Origin of the sequence: Lewinella sp. 4G2, assembly GCF_001625015.1 — a bacterium.
Taxonomy (GTDB): domain Bacteria; phylum Bacteroidota; class Bacteroidia; order Chitinophagales; family Saprospiraceae; genus Neolewinella.
In genome coordinates this window covers 394674-415788 of record NZ_LVWJ02000014.1, presented here as the reverse complement: position 1 = coordinate 415788, position 21115 = coordinate 394674, and the positions used below count along the sequence as shown (strand labels likewise).

Below are 21115 nucleotides of genomic sequence, written 5' to 3'. Positions count from 1 at the left end.
TAATGTCATCCTTCACGACCGACAAGTTGCCCGATCAGGCGGGGACTTTCCTGGATAGCCTGGGAAAGACGCTAACTCAACGGCCTTACTACCATGCGGGTGGTTGGCTGGCCTTCCTGATGATGCTCGTCGCCACGGAGATGCGGACGGGTAACTACAGTTTTTGGGTCTCCGTGAGTAGCCAGGTGATCAATTTGGTCTTTTACGCGCTGATCGTCTACATCAACCTGTTGTTCCTATTCCCTAACTACCTGAAACGGGGCAAGATCTGGCAGTACCTCCTGTTGGTGCTGGCTGCAGCCGTGGTCCTAACGCCACTGAAGCTCATCATCAAGTACATCCTCTTCACGAAGGAAGGGGGGATGCGGCAGGACATCCTTGATAATCTGAATAGCTACTTCGTCAGTATGTTCCTGGTGGCGGCCCTGACGACCGTAGGGAAGATAATGGTGGACTGGATCGTCCAGAACCGTAAAAAGGAGAAGGCGCAGAACGAAACGATGCAGTCTGAACTCCGCTTCCTGAAGAGCCAGATCAATCCTCACTTCTTGTTCAATACCCTAAATAGTCTGTACGCACTGACGTTGAAGAAGGACGATAAGGCTCCGGATATTGTCATCAAACTCTCGGAGATGATGCGGTACATGCTGTATGAGTGCAACGAGCCGAAAGTGCCGCTGCGCAAGGAAGTCAATTACCTCCAGAACTACCTGGACCTCGAACGCCTCCGCCAGCGTAAGGGAATCGATATCCAACTCCACGTAGAGGGCAACGTCGCCGACCAGATGGTAGCCCCTTTGATGTTCATTCCCTTTTTGGAGAACAGCTTTAAGCACGGGGTGAATGCCAACATCAAGGACGGGTTCGTTCACGCAACCCTTGATGTCCAGGATCAGGACGTCACCTTTACGCTGGTAAACAGTAAGGGCAGCGTGATGCCGACCCAATTGCACGGCAACCGCCCGAGTGGGGGGATCGGGCTGGTCAACGTGCGCCGCCGGTTGCAATTGCTCTATCCGGATGCGTACGATCTGTCCGTTACCGAAACGCCCGCCACTTATACAGTTACCCTCCAGCTAGAACTACAGCCTTCGCCCTTGGTGAAGCTCCCACAAAAGCACCCGATTAACTTCCAGCCCAACGCTGGTACAAAAGCATTCCACCCATGATCAATGCCATTATTGTCGACGACGAGCCCCTGGCTCAGGATATCCTGGAAACTTACCTACAGAAGATCCCCCAGATTGAACTCGTCGCCAAATGCGATAACGCCTTTGAGGCCAACGACGTACTGAAGGCACACGATGTGGACCTGATGTTCCTCGACATCAACATGCCGCAGCTGACGGGAACGGAGTTCTTGCGGGGACTCAAAAACCCGCCGGTCACGATCTTCACTACGGCGTATCCCAACTACGCGTTGGATGGTTTCGAGCTGAATGCGCTGGATTACCTCGTCAAGCCGATCAGTACGGACCGCTTCCTTCAAGCTTGCAACCGGGCCGTTGAGCAGGTCGAACTCCGCCAGAAAGCCAACGCCGGCGAAGTGGAAGACGGTGGCCCCGGTTTCTTCTTCGTCAAGGCCGATAAGAAACTCGTCCGCGTCAACATGGACGAGATCGTCTACATCGAAGGGCTGAAGGACTACGTCATCATTCGGATGCCTAACGACCGGGTGATCACCCTGCAAACGATGAAATCCCTCGACGCCCGGTTGCCGGACAATACCTTTCAGCGGATCCACCGTAGCTACATCGTTAACCTGAAGCGCATTGAGGCGGTGCAGGGTAACATGGTTGAGGTGAAAGAGAAGGGGAAGACGACTTCGTTGCCGGTGGGTAAGAGCTACCGGGAGGTGCTGGCGGCGCGGATTGATGAGTTTAAGTTGTAGGGGAATGGAGTTCGCTAAGGTTCCTTCATGGGCCGGGATTTTTTGGGTGGAGATGGCTTTCTATGGTGGGCACAGCTGCACCCGCACTCTTTGCGCTTCGCGCTTTGTGCGACTAAAGTCGCACTTTACGTGCCGGTGCGCGGTGTACGGCTAAAGCCGTACGCTACGGGGCGCTACGCACGGCTTCGCCGTTCGCTACGCTTTAGTTTAGCGCATTTCACCCCAGCTTTCCCGGTCGAGGCCGCGGAAGTTGATGGCTTCGGCCAGGTGGTGAGGGAGGATTTTGTCCTCACCTTCCAGATCGGCGATGGTACGGGAGACTTTCAAGATGCGGTCGTAAGCCCGGGCGCTGAGTTGGAGGCGGTCCATGGCGTTGGTGAGGAGGGTTTGGCCCGCCTGGTTGATCTCGCAGCGATTGCGGACCATGCGGCTGGGCATCTGGGCGTTGCAATAGATGCCTTTTTCTCCGGCGTACCGCTCGGCCTGAATTTTGCGGGCGGCCAGGACGCGGGCGGCAATGGTGGCGCTGTCTTCGGTCTCCGTTTTACGGCTGGCTAATTTCTCGAGGGGGACGGGGGTTACTTCTACCTGTAAATCGATCCGATCCAGTAAAGGGCCACTAATTTTGCTGAGGTAACGTTTCACCGTTCCGGGTGGGCAGGTGCATTCTTTCTGGGGATGGTTGAAGTAGCCGCAGGGGCAGGGGTTCATGCTGGCGATCAACATGAAGCCGGCGGGGAAATCTACGGTGACTTTGGCCCGGGAGATGATGATGCGGCGCTCCTCCATTGGCTGGCGCATCACTTCGAGGGCGCTGCGCTTGAACTCCGGTAGTTCGTCCAGGAAAAGGACGCCGTTGTGGCTTAAGGAAATCTCCCCCGGTGAAGGGTAACTCCCACCGCCTACCAAGGCTACGTCGCTGATGGTATGGTGCGGAGCCCGGAATGGCCGTTGCGTGATGAGGGCTTTCCCGGAAGGCAGGATACCCGCTACGGAATGGATCTTCGTCGTTTCCAAAGCCTCCCGTAAATCTAACGGTGGTAGAATGGTCGGTAAGCGACGGGCTAACATCGTCTTCCCCGCTCCCGGAGGGCCAATCAGGATCACGTTGTGGCCACCAGCCGCGGCGATGGTCATGGCGCGTTTGATGTTCTCCTGCCCCTTCACGTCGCTGAAGTCCACGTCGTGGGTGGTCCGGTCGCGGTAAAACTCTTCCCGGGTATTGACTTCGGTGGGTTTGATGGTGGCCGTCCCCGTCAGAAAATCCACGGCTTCGCGGAGGGTTTTAGCGCCGTATACAGGGAGGTCACTGACGATGGCGGCTTCCCGGGCGTTCTTTTCGGGCAGGATGAATCCCTTGTACCCACGGGCGCGGGCCTCAATGGCAATCGGGAGGGCACCCTTGATTGGTCGCAACTCCCCACTGAGGGAAAGCTCGCCCATGATCATGTATTCGTTCATGTCGGGGACGACGATCTCTTTCGTGGCCGTCAGCAAGGCGACGGCAATCGGGAGATCGTAGGCGGCGCCTTCCTTGCGGATATCGGCGGGTGCCAGGTTGATGACGGTCTTCATCCGTCTGAGCTCCAAACCGGAGTTCTTGACGGCGGCGTCAATACGGAAGGATCCTTCCCGGATGGCGGAATCCGGCAGGCCAACGACGTGGTACCAGGGGGAATTCTCCTGGACGACGCCCCCCGCGTTCACTTCGACGGTGATCATACGGGCATCAACGCCTTCAACGGCGCTGGCAAATGTGGTACATAACATGGCTACAATTAGTTTGTAGCACACTCTTTCAGCGGTAAATGTAGGTCGCCAGCCAATAGAAAACAAAATGTATTTTAATTTATCCATCTTGCTCGGTCATTCCCTGGTACCTGCGGCAGCGCATAATCGTTGTGATAGCGGTCGTTTTTAGGTGCGTTAAAATGGCGTCCAGGATCCCGCTATTGAGTACGGGGCCACAGTGTTAAAAACTATTTGTTAGTTTTGCGCCGATGCCCGCAAAACCCATGACGGAGCGGTTTGTGCAGAACGCCGTCGCCGAAAGATTGAATAAGAAGTACTACCGCCGCCGCTCCGCTTACGTGGCAACGGAGGCGTACACGAAGCTGAAACGGGCGGACGTTTTGCTCGCCTTCATGCGCGCGCGTAACAGTCCCTACGTAGTGGTGGTGGAAGCGAAAAGCCGGACCACGATCCACCAACTCAAGCTGAAGGATAATCATAAGAGACTACGGTGGACGGGTAGGGGAGTGACGCTCATTCTCCTCGCCCTGCTCTCCGGAACGCTCGGCTACCAGTGGTATTTCAATGCGGTGAATACCGTTCTTCTACTGTCCCTTTTTCTATTGGGATCGGTGATCATCACTTCCGTAATGCGGTGGTTGGTACTGACGCGGCTGCAATCCGTCGGCGCGATCGAGCAATTGAGCCGATACCCGGCCAACGAACAGTGGATCGCGATTGGTGAAGACACCATTACGAAGGAAGAAGATTACGCCGCCCTGCACCGACAGTGCCGCAAAAACCGGATCGGCCTGATCGTAGTGAATAAGCGGGGGAAACTGAAAATCAAAACGGAGCCGGCCCCGCGCCACACCTTCAATAATTACCTCGATCCCTACGGAAAGAAAAAGGAAATCCTGAAGGTCATCGAAGAGCGACCGGAGTACGGAGCTACCCGCGCCGAACGGAAAAAACGGCGGCGGCAATTGGTCAATATCCTGTTACTGGTGGGCCTGGTCGCCGTGTTGTCCCTACTGTTTTACGAGGAAAACGTTGCCCCGGTGGTGCCAGACCCCTTCTCGGAAGGCGCGTTTGAGCGGGGACACAAGCCAGCTTCGGATCGGACTTTAGGTGCACCTTACTGACAGGAATTAACCGCGGGTTTTACCGTTTATACCTTCTTCCGTTCCCAGTAATTCTGGGCCTCCGTTTCTTCCAGGAGGGTGAGGTAAGAGTTGTACCGTAGGTCGGTGACCCGGTCGTCGCCCGCCTCGACGGAAGCGATCACGGCGCAACCCGGCTCGCTGCGGTGCAGACACGTGCCGCCAAATTTACACTCCGGGCTGAGGGCAAAGATTTCGCGATAGTAATAGGCTACCTCGATGGGTTCGAGGTAGTTAAAGGATAGGTTCTTGATGCCCGGCGGGTCGATCAACTCTCCGCCAAAGGGCAGTTCGTAGAGTTCCGCAAAGGTGGTGGTGTGTTGCCCCTTCCCCGTGTACTCGGAGAGCTCGCCGGTGGTGAGGTCGAGATCCGGCGCGACGGCGTTGACGAGGGTGGATTTCCCTACGCCGCTCTGGCCACTGAGTAGGCTGCGTTTGTCCTTCAGTAGCTCCTGAAAAGCTTCGATGCCGATCCCTTCCTGGGCGGAAACGAGCATGACTTGGTAGCCAATGTCTTCGTAGATCTGCTTGATCACCTCGTAGGTTTCCATCGTGTCCTCGTCGTAGAGGTCCGCCTTATTAAAGACGATCGTGGTGGGGATGCCGAAGGGTTCCGTCATCAGCAAAAAGCGGTCGATGAATCCCAGCTTCACGTCCGGCCAAATGACGGTTACGATGAGCACGGCCTGGTCAATGTTGGAGGCCAGCAAGTGCAGCTCGTGTTTCTTGCGGGGGCTTTGGCGGACGACGTAGTTAGACCGGTCCTCAATCTTGCGAATAGCCCCGGTTTCTTCGTCGTTGTTGGTTTCGACTTCCACCGAAACGCGGTCACCGACGGCGATGGGGTTGGTGAGTTGTTTGTCCTGGAGCCGGAACCGGCCCGCGACGCGGCAACGTAGCTCGTAGTGGCCATCGGGCGTGGGCTCGTCCAGCTTGACCTTGTACCAACTTCCGGTGGATTTAGTTACGGTGCCTTTTTGCATATATTCAGGTGCGTTTTGCGCTCTCTCCAATAACGCGGTGGCTCACTAAAGTTGCGGAGATGGGCCCAACAATAGTCAAATAAGGTAAAATCTGAAGCAATGGCGCGCCAACACAATTATGCGGTGGACATCATCTGGACCGGCAACCTCGGCTCCGGCACGCTGGATTACCGGGCTTATTCGCGCGACCACGTCGTCAGCGTTGAGGGTAAGGAGGAGATCGATGCGAGTTCCGATCCCAATTTTCGGGGCGACGACTCCCGCATCAACCCGGAAGAGATGTTCCTCGCTTCGGTAAGTTCCTGCCATATGCTCTGGTACCTGCATTTGGCCAGCGTCAACAAAATCACCGTGCTCGAATACGTAGACAGCGCTACGGGCACGATGGAAGAGGGCGCGGACGGTAGTGGGCAGTTTACGCGCATCGTCCTCAATCCCAGGATCACCATCGCCCAGGCGGATAAAGCCGAGCGGGCGCGGGAGTTACACGCCGAGGCGGGCAGGAAGTGCTTCATCGCCAATTCCATCAAGGTGGACGTGGAGTACGCTGGCGAAATTGTTGCGGGTTAGACCGACGTTTTGCAGCGGGCACAAAAAAAGAGGCAACGACGTTGCCTCCCAATAACCCCAAAAAACCAAATGAAAACTAAATAGAAAGTTGGTGGGCGGAATTAGCTTCCGCGTCAACTTGCTTCTAAGATAGGATAAATTGGCGGACTGTCAAGCAATCGATTGAAAAAAATTGTGCTTTGTGGCTAAAAAAGTGAGCCTGAGCACCTAAACACCTTGCTTACGCTTAGCCGCAACTTCAATTGAGGTGCCGTTGTTACCTTTGCCCTATGCAGAATCAGCTCATTATTAGCGGTATAATTATTCGGCGGCCCGCCCGTCCGTAAGCTTTACCGCTGCACTGCACTGCAAACGAAAAGCCCCGACGGACCATCCGCCGGGGCTTTTTGTTTACCTACTTTTGCCCTCCGTTTTCCCATTCCTCCCAATCTCCCCCCATGTTCCAAGAGTATAAAAACCTCGACCTCCCCGAAGTAGACAAAGCCATCCTCGATTTCTGGGCGGCCAACGACGTCTTTCAGCGGAGCATCACCGAGCGCTCCGAAGACAACTCATTCGTGTTCTACGAAGGCCCACCCTCCGCCAACGGGATGCCCGGTATCCACCACGTTATGGCCCGGACGATCAAGGACATCTTCTGCCGCTTCCAGACCCTACAGGGCAAACGGGTAGAGCGCAAAGGGGGCTGGGATACCCACGGTTTGCCGATTGAGCTAGCTGTAGAGAAAGAGCTAGGAATTACCAAAGAAGACATTGGAAAGAAAATCTCAGTCGACGAGTATAATAAAACTTGTAAGGAGACCGTGATGCGCTACAAAGATGTCTGGGATGACATCACGCGTAAAATGGGTTATTGGGTCGACCTGGAAAATCCATACGTGACCTATGAGAACGAGTACATGGAGTCCGTCTGGTGGCTGTTGAAGAAAATCTACGACAAGGGCCTGATGTATAAAGGCTACACCATCCAGCCTTACTCACCTGCCGCAGGCACTGGCCTGAGTACTGCTGAACTGAACATGCCCGGCGCTTATCAGGACGTGAGTGACACCACAGTGGTAGCGATGTTCAAGGCTACTAAATCCAGCGACCATAGCTGGTTGTGGAGTCTGCCGGTTACGCCCCAGGTAGAAGAGGGCGCTGACGCAGGTGCCATGCTAGGAAGTGCGGACAGTACCAACCTCCACATCATCGCCTGGACGACCACGCCTTGGACGCTCCCCTCCAACACGGCCCTCACCGTAGGCCCGAAGATCGAATACGTAAAAGTCCGGACGAAGAACCAGTACACCGGTGAACCGAACGACGTGGTGTTGGCCAAGGAACTGGTCGGCAAATGGTTTGGCGGGCACAACCAACCCACCATCGAAGCCATCTCCGAGCCCTTCACCGGTGAGCAACTCGTTGGGCTCCGGTACGAACGACTCCTCGACGGCCCGGCCGTGGAAGACGGTGATGCCTTCCGCATCATCCCGGGCAATTTCGTCACGACGGATGCCGGCACTGGTATCGTTCACACCGCCCCCAGCTTTGGCCAGGACGATATGGCGGTAGGTAGAGTCAATGGTATAGGCTCGCTAACACTTGTTGATAAGCAGGGTAAGTTTACTGATGAGGCAGGTCAATTCGCGGGTAGGTATGTTAAAAATTACAAGGAAGATCCTGATTACAAGGATGTCAATGTAGACATTGCCATCCACCTGAAAACAGTAGGACAAGCTTTCAATGTGGCCAAGTACAACCACAGCTACCCTCACTGTTGGAGAACCGATAAACCAGTATTGTACTATCCCCTCGATAGTTGGTTCATAAAAGCCAGTTCGGTTAAAGAGCGGATGGCTGAGTTGAACAAAACAATCAATTGGCAGCCAGAAAGCACCGGGACGGGGCGTTTTGGCAAGTGGCTTGAAAACCTTTTAGACTGGAACCTGAGCCGATCTCGCTACTGGGGTACCCCATTACCTATCTGGCGCAGCGAAGATGGCGAAGAAGAGGTATGCATTGGGTCCATGGCTGAATTGGAAGAAGCTATTGAACTAGCTAACCAAGAACTAGGGCTAGAGCAACAAATGCCGAAAGACCTTCATCGTCCCTACATCGATGAGGTGAAACTGTGGAAGAACGGTAAAGAACTGACTCGCGAACTTGATCTAATCGACGTATGGTTTGATTCAGGTTCAATGCCTTACGCACAATGGCATTACCCTTTTGAGAATGAGAAGGATTTTGGCCGCGTTTTTCCGGCTGATTTTATCGCCGAAGGTGTTGACCAGACAAGAGGCTGGTTTTATACCCTTCACGCAATTGCTACCATGACTTTTGATTCCGTTGCGTTTAAGAACGTAGTGTCAAATGGCTTAGTCCTTGATAGAAACGGAGTGAAGATGTCTAAAAGTCGCGGCAACGCCGTCGACCCCTTCACCACCATCGATACCTACGGCGCCGACGCTACCCGCTGGTACATGATCAGCAACGCCAACCCCTGGGATAACCTCAAGTTCGACGAAGAGGGCATCCAGGAAGTGCGGCGCACGTTCTTCGGCACGCTCTACAACACCTACGGCTTCTTTGCCCTCTACGCCAACGTCGACGGTTACGATCCGACTACGGACAAGCCCGTCGCCAAGAAGGACCTGGCCGAGCTGGACCACTGGATCATTAGCAAACTGAACAGCCTCACTAAGGAGGTCACCGAACGCTTCGCCGCCTACGACGCCACGCCGGCCTGCCGGGCCATCGACCGTTTCGTGAACGCCGAGCTTTCCAATTGGTACGTCCGCCAGTGCCGGCGCCGGTTCTGGAAGGGGGAAATGTCCACCGATAAGCGCGCGGCCTACCAGACGCTGCACACCTGCCTCGTGCGGGTGGCCCAGCTAATGTCACCCGTCGCCCCCTTCTACGCCGAACAGCTGTACCGCGATTTGACGGGCGCTCACGCAGGTGCCGGGGAAGATGGTAAAAAGGGTGACTCCGTCCACCTGAGTATCCTCCCCCAGGCCGATGAGCAACTCATTGACCGGGATCTCGAAGTACGGATGGACTACGCCCAACGCCTCAGTTCCCTCACCCTTTCGCTCCGGAAGGCCGATAACCTGCGCGTACGCCAGCCCCTGCAAAAGATCCTCGTGCCGGCCACCGACCCCGATGTCCAACGCCGCATCGAGGCCATCGCCGAGATCGTCAAGAATGAGACCAACATCAAGGAGGTCGAACTGCTGACGGATGGCGACTTCCTGAAGAAAAGCATCAAACCCAACTTCCGCGTCCTTGGTAAGAAGGTGGGTAAGATGATGAAGCAGGTCGCCGGCGCCGTCAACCAAATGACGGTCGACCAGATCTCCACGCTGGAATCTACCGGGTCTTACGACCTGGCCGTCGGGGATGAAACCGTTACCCTCACGCCGGAGGACGTCTCCATCACCACCGAGGACATCCCCGGCTGGAAGGTGGCCACCGACGGCGAACTCACCGTCGCCCTCGACGTCACGATCACCGACGAACTAGCCTCCGAAGGCCTGGCCCGGGAGCTCGTCAACCGCATCCAGAACCTCCGTAAGGACCAGGGTTTTGAGGTGACGGACCGCATCCGCGTTCGCCTCCAGGGTTCCCCGAAAATTGAGCAGGCGGCAACGACATACCGGGATTACATTGCCGACGAGGTATTGGCCGATAGCCTGGTCCTCGATGGTGACGTGGCCGGTGACGCACTTGAGTTACCCAATGGGGAAGAGGTCTTCCTCGCCGTCAGTCGGGTATAGTCCCAAGCCTTCGGGTGGCGCGCAGCTTAACCCTTTGCTTTGCACCTGCGTGAGCGCCAAATGCATATAACGAGGCGCGACTTACCTAGTGTAAGTCGCGCCTTTTGCTATTCGCCGAAGTTCCAACCGGAACGGCCGCTAGTAAGATTTAGCGAAGATGACCCGGCGTTCGCTGGGCTTGCCGGTCAGGATGCAGGTGCCGGCTTCGGCGACGGAATCGTTGGGGATGCAGCGGATCGTAGCCTTGGTGAGCTCCTTGATCTTCTTCTCCGTTTCGGTCGTGCCGTCCCAGTGGGCGTAGATGAAGCCGGGGATGTCGCGGTCGAGGATGGCCTTGAATTCTTCCATCGTATCGACGGTGTGGCTGTGCTCGGCGCGGAAGTCGAGCGCGGTCTGGAAGAGGTTCTGCTGGATCTCATCGAGCAGACTGGCGACGTGGTCCACGATGCCTTCCAGGGGTTGGCTGGATTTTTCCTTGGTATCCCGCCGGGCCACTTCGATGGTGCCGTTGGCGAGGTCGCGCTTGCCGAGGCCGAGGCGGACGGGGATACCCTGCAGTTCGTTTTCAGCAAATTTGAAACCGGGCCGCTTCTTGGCATCGTTGTCGTACTTGACGCGGATGCCGCGGCTCTTCAGTTCGGCCATGATCTCGTGGGCCTTGGCGTCGAGCTCGTCGTTCGGTTTCGGGATGGGGATGATGACGACCTGAATGGGCGCCAGTTTGGGCGGGAGCACGAGGCCCTGGTCGTCTGAGTGCGTCATGATGAGGCCACCAATGAGGCGGGTGGAAACGCCCCAGCTGGTTGCCCAGACGTACTCTTCCTTATTGTTTTCGTTGGCGAACTTCACGTCGAAGGCCTTGGCGAAGTTCTGGCCCAGGTTGTGGCTGGTGCCGGCCTGCAGCGCCTTGCCGTCCTGCATCATCGCCTCGATCGTGTAGGTGTTGTCGGCGCCGGCGAAGCGTTCGTTCTCGGTCTTCACGCCGCGGATGACGGGCATGGCCATGAATTCTTCGGCGAAGGTGGCGTACACCTCCTGCATCTTCAACGTTTCCTCCTGGGCTTCTTCGGGCGTGGCGTGGGCGGTGTGCCCTTCCTGCCACAGGAATTCGGCGGTGCGCAGGAAGAGGCGGGTCCGCATCTCCCAGCGGACGACGTTGGCCCACTGGTTAACGAGCAGGGGCAGATCGCGGTAACTGGTGATCCAGTCGCGGTAAGTGTTCCAGATGATCGTTTCGGAGGTGGGCCGGACGATCAGTTCCTCCTCCAGCTTGGCTTCGGGGTCGACGATGACGCCGCTGCCGTCCTCCGCATTTTTCAGGCGGTAGTGGGTTACGACGGCGCATTCCTTGGCGAAACCCTCCACGTGGGCGGCCTCTTTACTCAGGAAGGACTTCGGGATGAAGATGGGAAAGTAGGCGTTCTGGTGGCCGGTTTCCTTGAACATATCGTCCAGTTGCCGCTGCATCCGTTCCCAGATGCCGAAGCCGTAAGGTTTGATGACCATGCAGCCGCGGACGGCCGAATTTTGCGCCAGGTTGGCGTTCTTCACGATGTCCAGGTACCACTGGGAGTAATCTTCGTTTCTGGGGGTAACGGCACTTGCCATATTCGAACTATTGTCTGAAAATCAATGTTTTAAAGGGGCGCTGCCGCGGGTGCTAAGCAAGTGGGATGAACAATGGGTGACGAATTAGTCCGTACCATCGTTTATCTTGATTGCGACCCCGCAGACGCTACGCATCAACGGCCAAACGAAGCCGGAAGGTGCGGCTAAGGGGCGACTTTTCGTGAAAGTGAAAGGTTGCTCAGCTTTTACCGACCCGGCTAAATTTGAGTGGGCAAAAGTAATCATTTTAAAGACCGTCTTTGGGTAGGCATCAGCTTTCCCAAAGCCCAAACTGAATTAACATGCGCACGCTTCGCTTTTCCGCCCGCCTCCTGTTCCTACTGGCCTTCGTTGCCGGTACGACTACCCTCGCGGCGCAATACGATGACGTCTACTTCGTCCCCTCCAAAGAAAAAAGGGCGAATACCATCTCATTAGATGATGCTATCGACGACGATGGCTACTCCTATGAGGATGATTACGACGACGTGCCGGACCCGGAAGAATTAGCTAACCGACAAGCTTCGGACTACGAGTACACCAGTCGCATCCGCCGTTTCCGCCGGCCCGTGGGGAGCTTTGGTTACTACGATCCCTTTTACGTGGACGCTGGCTACTACGACCCCTTCTTCCGGGGCGGGTTTAATACGACGCTGATCTACAATACGCCTTCCGTTGCCTTTCAGCGGGTGTATACGCCCTACGGACCGCGGGTTGTTGCGGTAGACCGCTTCGGCTTTGCCTCCCCCTACGATCGCTTTGCCTTTCAGAACGGATTCAACCGCTTTGGCTACTGGAATGATCCCTTTTTCAACCCCGGGATCTACGGTGGGGTAGGGTTCAATCGTTTCGGTGGTTTCGGCGTTGCTGGAGTAGGTGGTGGTTATTACTGCCCACCGGCGTTTGGCAATACCTTTTACAACGTTGCCGGGAATACCCGTCAGATTCCCGGCCAGTCTACCGTAAGGACGCCGCGTGGATCAACTACCTCCATTCAGGATCGGATCGATCGGCGCCGGACTACGGTCAGCCGTAACAACGGTGGCTACTCTGGAGGCGAAAAGAGTAATTCCAGCGCCCAGAGCAGATCTACTTCCGGAAATCGCAACCCGGTACGAACGCGCAGTACTACCCCAACGCGTACCCGGTCTTCCGCGCGGCCGAGCGTTCAGCGCGCACCGGTGCGGACACGTTCAACGGATACGCGTTCGCGATCAGTTGCGCCTTCCCGTAGCCGGAGTATCAGCCCCAGCCGGAGCGTATCTCCCAGCCGCAGTGTGAGCCCCAGTAGAAGCGCTCCTTCCAGAAGCCGCAGTGGTTCTTCACGTGGTGGTCGGTAAGCACTAAATTTGAAATCATCTGCGGAGGCATCAACATTGTTGGTGCCTCCGCCTGTTTTGCACGGTTCCCCTCCAACCGTATAACTGGCCCGCAAACGACGGGCACATCACCTCAGGCCGTTAAGAATTACTTACGGTAGCGCGGTGGAGGTAGCGATAGTGAACCCAATGGGGAATTAGGCTTTACTTAGGGTAGCAACCAGCATCAGCTGCCGTGCCATGGTTGCACCCAGCAAAAGTTAAGCCACATGACGCGTTTATTCCTTTCCGTTCTTCCCCTTCTCCTGTTGTCAGTTTCCGAGCTGATGGCCCAAGCACCGCTGCCTCAGGTACTGCCCAGCCGGGTAGAAGATGCCATTCGGCTCTCTACGGTCAATCTGCAAGGTTCCGCCCGCTTTATGGGCACCGGGGGGAGTATGACGCCGATTGGAGTGGACGTTTCGACCATGCACGTCAATCCAGCGGGCATTGGCTACAACCGAAGTAGTTACGCCTCGGCGTCAGTGGGTTATACTAACCGATCCATCACCTCCCTGCTGCGCGGTAACGGAACGAACCGTGGTATATCTGAGAATACGGGCACCATCACGGTACCGAACCTCTCTTTTGTCTATACCAACAGCAGCCAGGAGAGCGACTACAATTCGTTGAACTTTGGCTTCAGCCTGGCCCGTATAGCAGACTACAACGAAGTGATTCGCTATTCCGGTGACAGTGGTGGCTCCATCCTCGATGCCCTCACGGAGGATTTTAACGACAGTTTCTTCGATGATTTCAGGAGTAACCTGCTCAACGTCATCGACCCCACCTTATTTGATAACATCGACGTGCTTCCGCAAAATGACCGCCGCGCTTTGCTGCAGGATGAATTTGGCTACTTCTCCGACTTCGATTTTGATGACGCCCAACAGGCACAAATCACTCGGAGCGGTACCGTGGACCGGTCGGGCAGCATGCACGAGTTCGCGCTGAGCTTGGGTGGCAACCTTGACGATAAACTTATGTGGGGTATTGGCCTTGGCATCCCCTTCTTCTCCTTTACCGAAACCAAAACCTACGACGAGGTGGATGGCCGCGATGAGGTCACCCGCTTTGAGGACGCTTCCTTCGACGAAGTGCTGACGCAACAGGGCTCCGGCGCCAATTTTAAACTGGGGGCCATTTACTTGCCCACCCCCGCCGCTCGAATCAGCTTGTCCATTCAGTCGCCCACCTTCATGACGATTGACGAGACTTACCAGACGGAATTGACTTACAACTACACTTTCCGTGATGAAGCCCTCGGCGGTAACGCGCGAGCCAACGGTCAACCAGTAATCGTCAATCTGCGGACGCCCTGGCGGTTCTCGGCCGGCGCGGGCTACATTATCGGTACTAGCGGCTTCCTTTCTATCGATGCGGACTACGTGAATTACGCCGGTAACGCCTTCAGCGAACTCGACTTCACGCTGGTGGATGAGGCCGCCAATGCCGATATCGACGCTACGTTGGGATCCACCTTCAACGTTCGTGCCGGTGGGGAGATCAACCTCAACCCGCTGCAACTACGCTTTGGCGTTGGATACCAAACCTTGCCCTCGCTGGAGCCACGCTTCGATCAGGATGAATCAATCATTACCTACTCCACGGGCCTAGGCTACAACGCTGGTCGTTTCTTTGTGGACGTAGCCGCTCGCTACGCGGGGAGGAACAACGCTTACGCACCCTACCGTACTTTCTTCGTGGATCCCAACGTAGTGGACACGGAAAGAACCCGCATCACCGGAGTACTGACCGTGGGCTACCGGGGTTTCTAGGAAATTGACTTGAATTGTTAGCGATCACGTCTTTTCCAGAAATGCAAAGTGGGTACGTTCCGGGAGGAGCGTACCCACTTTTCGTAGAAGTATCATTACCTCAGTATCCAGTTTTGCGCCGATACTGGCCCGTCAGTTACTAGCGCGACCGCAAACGAATGACCGGACAGATCACCTCCTCCAGCGAGATGCCGCCGTGCTGGAAGGTATCGCGGTAGTAATTGTTGTAGTAGTTGTAGTTGTTGGGGTAGAGGAAGAATTTATCCTCCTTCGCAAAGATGAACGAGGAGCTCAGGTTGGGGCGGGGGAGGAGGGCTTTTTGGGGATCCCGCACCTCAAGTACGTCCCGTTCCTCGTAGTTGAGGTTGCGGCCTAATTTGTAACGGAGATTGGTACTGGTATCCCGGTCCCCCACCACCCGGCTGGGGGTGTTGACGCGGATGGTGCCGTGGTCGGTCGTCACGATCAACTGCACGTCGCGCTCGGCCAGTTTGCGGAGGGTGGCCCAGAGGGGGGAATTCTCGAACCAGCTGCGGGTGAGGCTGCGGTAGGCCTTTTCGTCGCCGGCCAACTCCTTAAGGACTTCCATCTCCGTGCGCGCGTGGCTGAGCATGTCGATGAAGTTGTATACGATGACGGAGAAGTCATTGTTGAGGAAGTCCAAGGCCCGGTCCTGCATCTGGCGGGCGAAGTTGGTACGGGTGACCTTGGTGTAATCCCACTTGATCTCCTTGCGCTTCATCAGGCGCTCCATTTGCTTGCCGAGGAGGTCGGCTTCGTGCATGTTCTTGCCACCTTCGTCCGCGTCGTTCTTCCACCACTGTTTGTAGTGTTTAGCGATGTCGGAGGGCATCATCCCCGCGAAAATGGCGTTGCGGGAGTACTGCGTCGCCGTGGGGAGGATGCTGTAGAAGTAGTCCTCTTCCTCCACGCGGAAGAGTTCGCTCAGGTAGGGCTCGATGACCTTCCACTGGTCGAAGCGCATGTTGTCGAGCAGCACCATTACGGTAGGGACGTCCTTGCTGAGATGGGGTAGCACCTTTTTACGCATCAGGTTGTGGGACATGGTGGGGGCGTCCTCCCCCTTCACCCAGTCGAGGTAGTTGCGTTCGATGAACTTGCAGAATTCTGCGTTGGCTTCCTTTTTCTGGACGGCCAGGATCTCGCCCATCTGTTCGCTCTGGCTGTCGTCCAGCTTCAGTTCCCAGTTGATGATCTTCTTGTACATATCGACCCACTCCTCCTTGTTGAGGCCGCTGTTGATCTCCATGAGGAGTTGGCGGAAGTCCTGCTGGTATTCCGTGTTGGTTTTTTCGCGGACGAGGCGTTTCTCGTCGATGATCCGCTTCAGCGTCAGCAGGATCTGCATGGGGTTGACGGGCTTGAGCAGGTAGCCGGCAATCTGGCTGCCGATGGCTTCTTCCATCACGTCCTCGGCCTCATTCTTGGTGATCATCACCACGGGGATGGAGGTATTCGTATTGCGGATCCGGCTTAGGGTTTCCAGACCGGTGAGACCGGGCATGGACTCATCGAGGAATACGACGTCAAATTCTACGTCCCCCTCCAGTTCTTCCAGGGCGTCGTGGCCGTTGGTGACGGTAGTGACTTCGTAGCCTTTCTTTTTGAGGAAGAGGAGTTGGGGTTTGAGCAGGTCGATCTCGTCGTCGGCCCAGAGAATTTTAATGGCGTCCATTCAGTTGGTGGGGTTATGTGTAGTCAAGTAGTCCGGTTATCAGGACAAGTTTTTAGCGGGGATGGTTGGAACGAGCCGGGCTAGGCGGTTAGTCTTTTGCACCACAAGTCTCTTTAGAAAATCCCGGCTGCACCCGCGAGTAACCTTACGCAGCTGACTTCCCGTTCATCAACTTCATTTCGTCGCGGATCTCGGAGAGCAACTGGATGTCCTTTGGGGTAGGAACGGTCTGGTTCTTATCGTCCTCCGCCTTATCCTTAAGCCGGTTAATGAAACGAATCACGACGAACAGCGTCAGGGCAACTATGAAGAAATCCATCATTGCTTCGATGAACATGCCGTAGCCAATCACTACTCCCGGGGAAACGACGGCACCGGCTTCGTCCAGTTTAGGCGGGTCGATGACCCATTTCAGATCCGCCAAGTCTACCCCGGCCGTCAGCCAGCCGAGGGGAGGCATGATGATTTGCTTGACGAGTACGTCAACGATCTTATTAAACGCGGCACCGATGATGATGCCAACCGCCAAGTCGATCATGTTGCCCTTGACGGCAAACTTTTTGAATTCTTGGAAGAAACCACTCATAGCTGGAAAATTGATTGCCGATAGTACCCCTTTGCCTTAGCCAATGTTAGTTGGCTACGCCAAAAAAATGTGGACGGTCCGCACCGATTCGCTTTCGTTGCCCCCAGAACATTTGACCGCCCACTCTGCGTTGGGTGGATATGGCCATATCATCCGCACTAAAATCCATCGGTAAATTCGCTCACCGGGAATGGGACGACCTCGTCGACCGCCTCAACTGGGGGAACGACAAACCCGTCACCGTCGCCAACTACATCGGTTTTGGCCGGGAGGATTACCTCTTCATCACCGGCCGGGTGCTGCGGGACCGGGGTATCCGCCGCGACGAGCGCGATAAGCTGTGGGACAACATCTCCAACAACTTCCGCCGCTTTAACTCCCGGGAGATTCCCGGCGCCAAGGTCAAGATCACCTGGGGTGACTACACTTTTGAGCGGACGACCAATGACGAAGGCTACTTCCACGTTGAACACCACTGCCCCGAGGACAAAACGGTCCGGTCTGACGACGGGCTGTGGCAGGAGGCGGAGATCACCGTCGTCAGTATTCCCGACGAGGCGGACCTCAACATTGTCTCCCATTCGGCCGTCGTCGTGCCCACCGAAGCGGAGTTTGGAATCATCAGCGATATCGACGATACGATCCTCAAGACGGATGTGACCAGCAGGTTCAAGATCAAAACGATGATCCACACCATCCTGAAGAACGCGGGGAATCGCCTTGCCTTTGCCGGCGTATCCGATTTCTACAATGCCCTCAAGCTCGGGCCGGACGAAAAGGGTTTCAACCCCTTCTTCTACGTCTCCAATTCCCCCTGGAACTTGTACGATTTGCTGGTGGACTTTCTCAGCATCAACCACTTCCCCCGCGGGCCCGTCCTGCTGCGTGATTTTGGTCTGCCCAGTGAGGACAAGACCTTCAGCTACAAGACCCACAAGGCCGATATGGTGAAGCGGGTGCTCGATACCTATCCCCACCTCAACTTCATCTTGGTAGGTGACTCCGGCGAACACGATACGGACATCTACCTCGAGGCCGCCCGCAACAACCCCGGCCGCATCCTATGCATTTACATCCGGGACGTCCAGAGTGAACGGCGGGCCAAACGCATCGAAGCCCTCATCGAAAACACAACCGACATCGAAGTGCAACTCGTCGGCGACTACGCGGACGCGCTCACTCACGCTCGGGAACGTGGCTGGGTGGTTTGAGTTGCGAGTAGCGAGTTGCAAGTTGCAAGTAGTGAGTAAGGAGTCGCAACTCGCTACTCGTTACTCGTTTCTCGTTACTCCCCCATCACCCCGCACCTGCGTCAGCGCCCAAAATCAGTTCTGCTTAGTGAGATCGGGTACGCTAGCTCGTTGCTTTACGCTGTAAATCGGCGAATAAACATTGCCAGCCCCACGCTTAATCGCTAACCTGCGTTTCCATATCTTTGCGCGAATTCCGTACCCATACATTCGCACATGGAACAACAACCCGCAATCCTACTACTGGCTGACGGCACGACCTTCGAGGGGAAGGCCGCCGGAAAGATTGGCACCACCGTTGGTGAGATCTGTTTTAACACCGGGATGACCGGCTACCAGGAGGTATTTACCGACCCCAGCTACTACGGCCAGTTGCTCGTAGCGACGAACGCCCACATCGGGAATTACGGGACGGCGGACGCGGATACGGAATCTGACTCCGTGAAGATTGCCGGCCTGATCGTGAAGAACTTCACGGTGCCCTACAGCCGCAACCTCGCGGATGCTTCCATCCAGGACTACCTAGAAAAGGAAGGCCTCGTGGGCATCAGCGACGTGGATACCCGCGCCATCGTACGCCACATCCGCACGAAGGGCGCCATGAACGGCATCATCTCCAGCGAAAGCACGGACGGTAAATTCGACCTGGACGCACTGAAAAAGCAGCTCGCCGCGGCCCCCGATATGGACGGCCTGGAGCTGGCTAGCAAGGTGACGACCAAGGAAGCCTACACCCTCGGTGACGAGGCGACGGCGAAGTACCGCGTGGCCGTGCTGGACCTGGGCACCAAGCAGAACATATTGCGCAACTTCACCAAGCGGGATTGCTTCGTGAAGGTATTCCCCGCCAAATCCGGCATGGAAGCCATCCGCGCCTTCAACCCCGACGGCCTCTTCATCTCCAATGGCCCCGGCGACCCCGGCGCGATGGATTACGCCGTCGATACCGCCAAAGCGATGCTGGAAGAGGAGAAGCCGATGTTCGGCATCTGCCTCGGCCACCAGATCCTGGCCCGCGCCGTGGATATCCCCACCTACAAGATGCACCACGGGCACCGGGGGATCAACCACCCCGTTAAGAACCTGATCACGGGTAAATCCGAGATCACCAGCCAGAACCACGGTTTCGGCGTAAGCCCCGAAGCCATCGAGGCCAACCTCGACGTAGTGGAAGTGACCCACCGCAACCTGAACGACGACACGATCGAAGGCATCCGCATCGTCGGCAAGCCCGCCTTCTCCGTACAGTACCACCCGGAAGCAAGCCCCGGCCCGCACGACGCCGCTTACCTGTTTGACCAGTTCGTCGACTCCATCAAAATGAGTAAAAAGTAGCGAGTTGCAAGTTGTAAGTGTCGAGTTGCAAGTAGCGAGTGCTACTCGAATCTCGCAACTCGCAACTTGATAATCGCAACTCGATACTAAAAACCCAAAATATCTAAATACATGAGCTCAATCTTAGACATCCGCGCCCGGCAAATCCTTGATTCCCGTGGCAACCCTACCGTTGAGGTAGAAGTAATTACCGGCGAAGGCATTGTCGGCCGCGCAGCCGTTCCTTCCGGCGCCTCCACCGGCAAGTACGAAGCAGTGGAACTCCGTGACGGTGACAAGGATGTCTACCTGGGCAAGGGCGTCCTCAAGGCCGTCGCCAACGTCGAAGAAAAGATCGGCGAAGAACTCATCGGCGTCGACGTGACCGACCAGCGGTACATCGACGAGACCATGCTCGAGCTCGACGGCACGCCCAACAAGAGCAAGCTCGGTGCCAACGCCATCCTCGGTGTTTCCCTCGCCTGTGCGAAAGCTGCGGCCTTGGAGCAGAATCTGCCCCTCTACCGTTACGTCGGTGGCGTGAACGCCCACACGATGCCCGTGCCGATGATGAACATCCTCAACGGCGGTAGCCACGCGGATAACAGCATCGACTTCCAGGAATTCATGATCGTGCCCCTCGGAGCCGATACGTTCAGCGAGGCCCTGCGCATGGGCACGGAGACCTTCCACCACCTGAAGAGCGTGCTGAAGTCCAAAGGCTACTCCACCAACGTCGGTGACGAAGGCGGTTTTGCCCCCAACATCAAGAGCAACGACGAGGCCATCGAGATCGTCCTCGAATCCATCGAAAAGGCCGGCTACAAGCCCGGCGACGATATGATGATCGCCATGGATGCCGCTGCTTCCGAGTTCTTCGACAGCAAGGAGGGTGTTTACCACTTCCACAAGTCCGACGGCCGCAAGATCGAATCTGCCGCCATGGTTGACTACTGGAAGCAGTGGGTGGACAAGTACCCGATCTTCTCCATTGAAGACGGCCTCGACGAGGACGACTGGAAAGGTTGGGCCGCCCTCAACCAAAGCTTCGGCGACCGTTGCCAGTTGGTGGGGGACGACCTGTTCGTTACCAACACCGAGCGGCTCAGTCGCGGCATCGCCGAAGGCAGCGCCAACTCCATCCTCGTCAAGGTTAACCAGATCGGTAGCCTTACCGAAACGATCAACACCGTCAACATGGCCCACCGCGCCGGCTACACCAGCGTAATGAGCCACCGCTCCGGTGAAACGGAAGATGTTACCATCGCCGACCTCGCCGTGGCCCTCAACTGTGGCCAGATCAAGACTGGTTCCGCCAGCCGTTCCGACAGAATCGCCAAGTACAACCAGTTGCTCCGCATCGAGGAGGAGCTCGGTAGCACGGCCTACTTCCCCGGCCGCGATTTGCTGAAGAAGTTGGGTAAGTAAA

General features: G+C 56.2%; 15 protein-coding genes. 10 read left to right on the top strand and 5 right to left on the bottom strand.

The window, feature by feature from the left end; translation table 11 throughout:
- The first annotated feature begins 2 nt into the window (after positions 1-2).
- Both A3850_RS03270 and A3850_RS03265 read left to right on the top strand, forming a co-directional pair.
- Positions 3-1169: a sensor histidine kinase gene (locus A3850_RS03270; RefSeq protein WP_082921589.1), complete on the top strand. Its 1167-nt coding sequence runs from the start codon at positions 3-5 to the stop codon at positions 1167-1169.
- Positions 1166-1891: a LytTR family DNA-binding domain-containing protein gene (locus A3850_RS03265; protein WP_082921588.1), complete on the top strand. Its 726-nt coding sequence runs from the start codon at positions 1166-1168 to the stop codon at positions 1889-1891. The genes A3850_RS03270 and A3850_RS03265 overlap by 4 nt, the downstream gene beginning before the upstream one ends.
- Before the next feature lie 207 nt (positions 1892-2098).
- Here the strand turns inward: A3850_RS03265 and A3850_RS03260 are convergent, their stop codons facing one another.
- A complete protein-coding gene (locus tag A3850_RS03260) occupies positions 2099-3661 on the bottom strand; it encodes a YifB family Mg chelatase-like AAA ATPase (protein WP_068214161.1) in 1563 nt (520 codons plus the stop codon).
- Positions 3662-3891: 230 nt separating this feature from the next.
- Here A3850_RS03260 and A3850_RS03255 point away from each other — a divergent pair, with 230 nt between their 5' ends.
- On the top strand, positions 3892-4767 hold the full coding sequence (locus A3850_RS03255) for a hypothetical protein (RefSeq protein ID WP_068214159.1): 876 nt from the start codon (positions 3892-3894) through the stop codon (positions 4765-4767).
- Between the two features lie 26 nt (positions 4768-4793).
- Here A3850_RS03255 and rsgA read toward each other — a convergent pair whose 3' ends face one another.
- A complete protein-coding gene (rsgA, locus tag A3850_RS03250; RefSeq protein ID WP_068214157.1) occupies positions 4794-5768 on the bottom strand; it encodes a ribosome small subunit-dependent GTPase A in 975 nt (324 codons plus the stop codon).
- A 99-nt stretch (positions 5769-5867) separates the two neighbouring features.
- Between rsgA and A3850_RS03245 the strand changes: the two genes are divergently transcribed.
- Together A3850_RS03245 and ileS are read left to right on the top strand one after the other, a co-directional pair.
- Positions 5868-6338: an OsmC family protein gene (locus A3850_RS03245; RefSeq protein WP_068214155.1), complete on the top strand. Its 471-nt coding sequence runs from the start codon at positions 5868-5870 to the stop codon at positions 6336-6338.
- 437 nt (positions 6339-6775) lie between these two features.
- Positions 6776-10096 carry an isoleucine--tRNA ligase gene (gene ileS, locus A3850_RS03240; RefSeq protein WP_068214153.1) on the top strand — a complete coding sequence of 1107 codons (3321 nt, stop codon included), beginning with the start codon at positions 6776-6778 and terminating at the stop codon, positions 10094-10096.
- Positions 10097-10234: 138 nt separating this feature from the next.
- Here the strand turns inward: ileS and proS are convergent, their stop codons facing one another.
- Positions 10235-11704 (bottom strand): proline--tRNA ligase, encoded by a 1470-nt coding sequence (proS, locus tag A3850_RS03235; protein ID WP_068214151.1) that lies wholly within the window; start codon positions 11702-11704, stop codon positions 10235-10237.
- Positions 11705-12006: 302 nt separating this feature from the next.
- On the opposite strand from proS, the gene A3850_RS03230 reads away from it, so the two are divergent.
- Positions 12007-13044 (top strand): hypothetical protein, encoded by a 1038-nt coding sequence (locus A3850_RS03230; protein ID WP_068214149.1) that lies wholly within the window; start codon positions 12007-12009, stop codon positions 13042-13044.
- A 248-nt stretch (positions 13045-13292) separates the two neighbouring features.
- Entirely contained in the window at positions 13293-14840 is a 1548-nt protein-coding gene (locus A3850_RS03225; RefSeq protein ID WP_157500854.1) for an OmpP1/FadL family transporter, read from the top strand.
- A gap of 139 nt (positions 14841-14979) precedes the next feature.
- On the opposite strand, the gene A3850_RS03220 is transcribed toward A3850_RS03225, so the two are convergent.
- Together A3850_RS03220 and mscL are read right to left on the bottom strand one after the other, a co-directional pair.
- Positions 14980-16536: a response regulator gene (locus A3850_RS03220; protein ID WP_068214146.1), complete on the bottom strand. Its 1557-nt coding sequence runs from the start codon at positions 16534-16536 to the stop codon at positions 14980-14982.
- A 145-nt stretch (positions 16537-16681) separates the two neighbouring features.
- Positions 16682-17122 (bottom strand): large-conductance mechanosensitive channel protein MscL, encoded by a 441-nt coding sequence (mscL, locus tag A3850_RS03215; RefSeq protein WP_068214144.1) that lies wholly within the window; start codon positions 17120-17122, stop codon positions 16682-16684.
- A gap of 140 nt (positions 17123-17262) precedes the next feature.
- On the opposite strand from mscL, the gene A3850_RS03210 reads away from it, so the two are divergent.
- The 3 genes from A3850_RS03210 to eno all read left to right on the top strand — a co-directional run bounded on the left by A3850_RS03210 (position 17263) and on the right by eno (position 21114).
- Positions 17263-18333 (top strand): App1 family protein, encoded by a 1071-nt coding sequence (locus tag A3850_RS03210; protein ID WP_068214141.1) that lies wholly within the window; start codon positions 17263-17265, stop codon positions 18331-18333.
- 255 nt (positions 18334-18588) lie between these two features.
- Entirely contained in the window at positions 18589-19707 is a 1119-nt protein-coding gene (gene carA, locus A3850_RS03205; RefSeq protein WP_068214139.1) for a glutamine-hydrolyzing carbamoyl-phosphate synthase small subunit, read from the top strand.
- Between the two features lie 111 nt (positions 19708-19818).
- Positions 19819-21114, top strand: coding sequence for a phosphopyruvate hydratase (eno, locus tag A3850_RS03200; RefSeq protein ID WP_068214137.1), 1296 nt, complete (start codon positions 19819-19821; stop codon positions 21112-21114).
- The last annotated feature ends 1 nt before the right edge of the window (position 21115 follow it).

Coding starts and splice junctions, on each gene's coding strand:
- A3850_RS03260 (WP_068214161.1), bottom strand. CDS start 3,661: ATGTTATGTACCACATTTGCCAGCGCCGTTGAAGGCGTTGATGCCCGT.
- ileS (WP_068214153.1), top strand. CDS start 6,776: ATGTTCCAAGAGTATAAAAACCTCGACCTCCCCGAAGTAGACAAAGCC.
- A3850_RS03220 (WP_068214146.1), bottom strand. CDS start 16,536: ATGGACGCCATTAAAATTCTCTGGGCCGACGACGAGATCGACCTGCTC.
- A3850_RS03265 (WP_082921588.1), top strand. CDS start 1,166: ATGATCAATGCCATTATTGTCGACGACGAGCCCCTGGCTCAGGATATC.
- mscL (WP_068214144.1), bottom strand. CDS start 17,122: ATGAGTGGTTTCTTCCAAGAATTCAAAAAGTTTGCCGTCAAGGGCAAC.
- carA (WP_068214139.1), top strand. CDS start 18,589: ATGGAACAACAACCCGCAATCCTACTACTGGCTGACGGCACGACCTTC.
- A3850_RS03255 (WP_068214159.1), top strand. CDS start 3,892: ATGCCCGCAAAACCCATGACGGAGCGGTTTGTGCAGAACGCCGTCGCC.
- rsgA (WP_068214157.1), bottom strand. CDS start 5,768: ATGCAAAAAGGCACCGTAACTAAATCCACCGGAAGTTGGTACAAGGTC.
- proS (WP_068214151.1), bottom strand. CDS start 11,704: ATGGCAAGTGCCGTTACCCCCAGAAACGAAGATTACTCCCAGTGGTAC.
- eno (WP_068214137.1), top strand. CDS start 19,819: ATGAGCTCAATCTTAGACATCCGCGCCCGGCAAATCCTTGATTCCCGT.
- A3850_RS03210 (WP_068214141.1), top strand. CDS start 17,263: ATGGCCATATCATCCGCACTAAAATCCATCGGTAAATTCGCTCACCGG.
- A3850_RS03245 (WP_068214155.1), top strand. CDS start 5,868: ATGGCGCGCCAACACAATTATGCGGTGGACATCATCTGGACCGGCAAC.
- A3850_RS03270 (WP_082921589.1), top strand. CDS start 3: ATGTCATCCTTCACGACCGACAAGTTGCCCGATCAGGCGGGGACTTTC.
- A3850_RS03225 (WP_157500854.1), top strand. CDS start 13,293: ATGACGCGTTTATTCCTTTCCGTTCTTCCCCTTCTCCTGTTGTCAGTT.
- A3850_RS03230 (WP_068214149.1), top strand. CDS start 12,007: ATGCGCACGCTTCGCTTTTCCGCCCGCCTCCTGTTCCTACTGGCCTTC.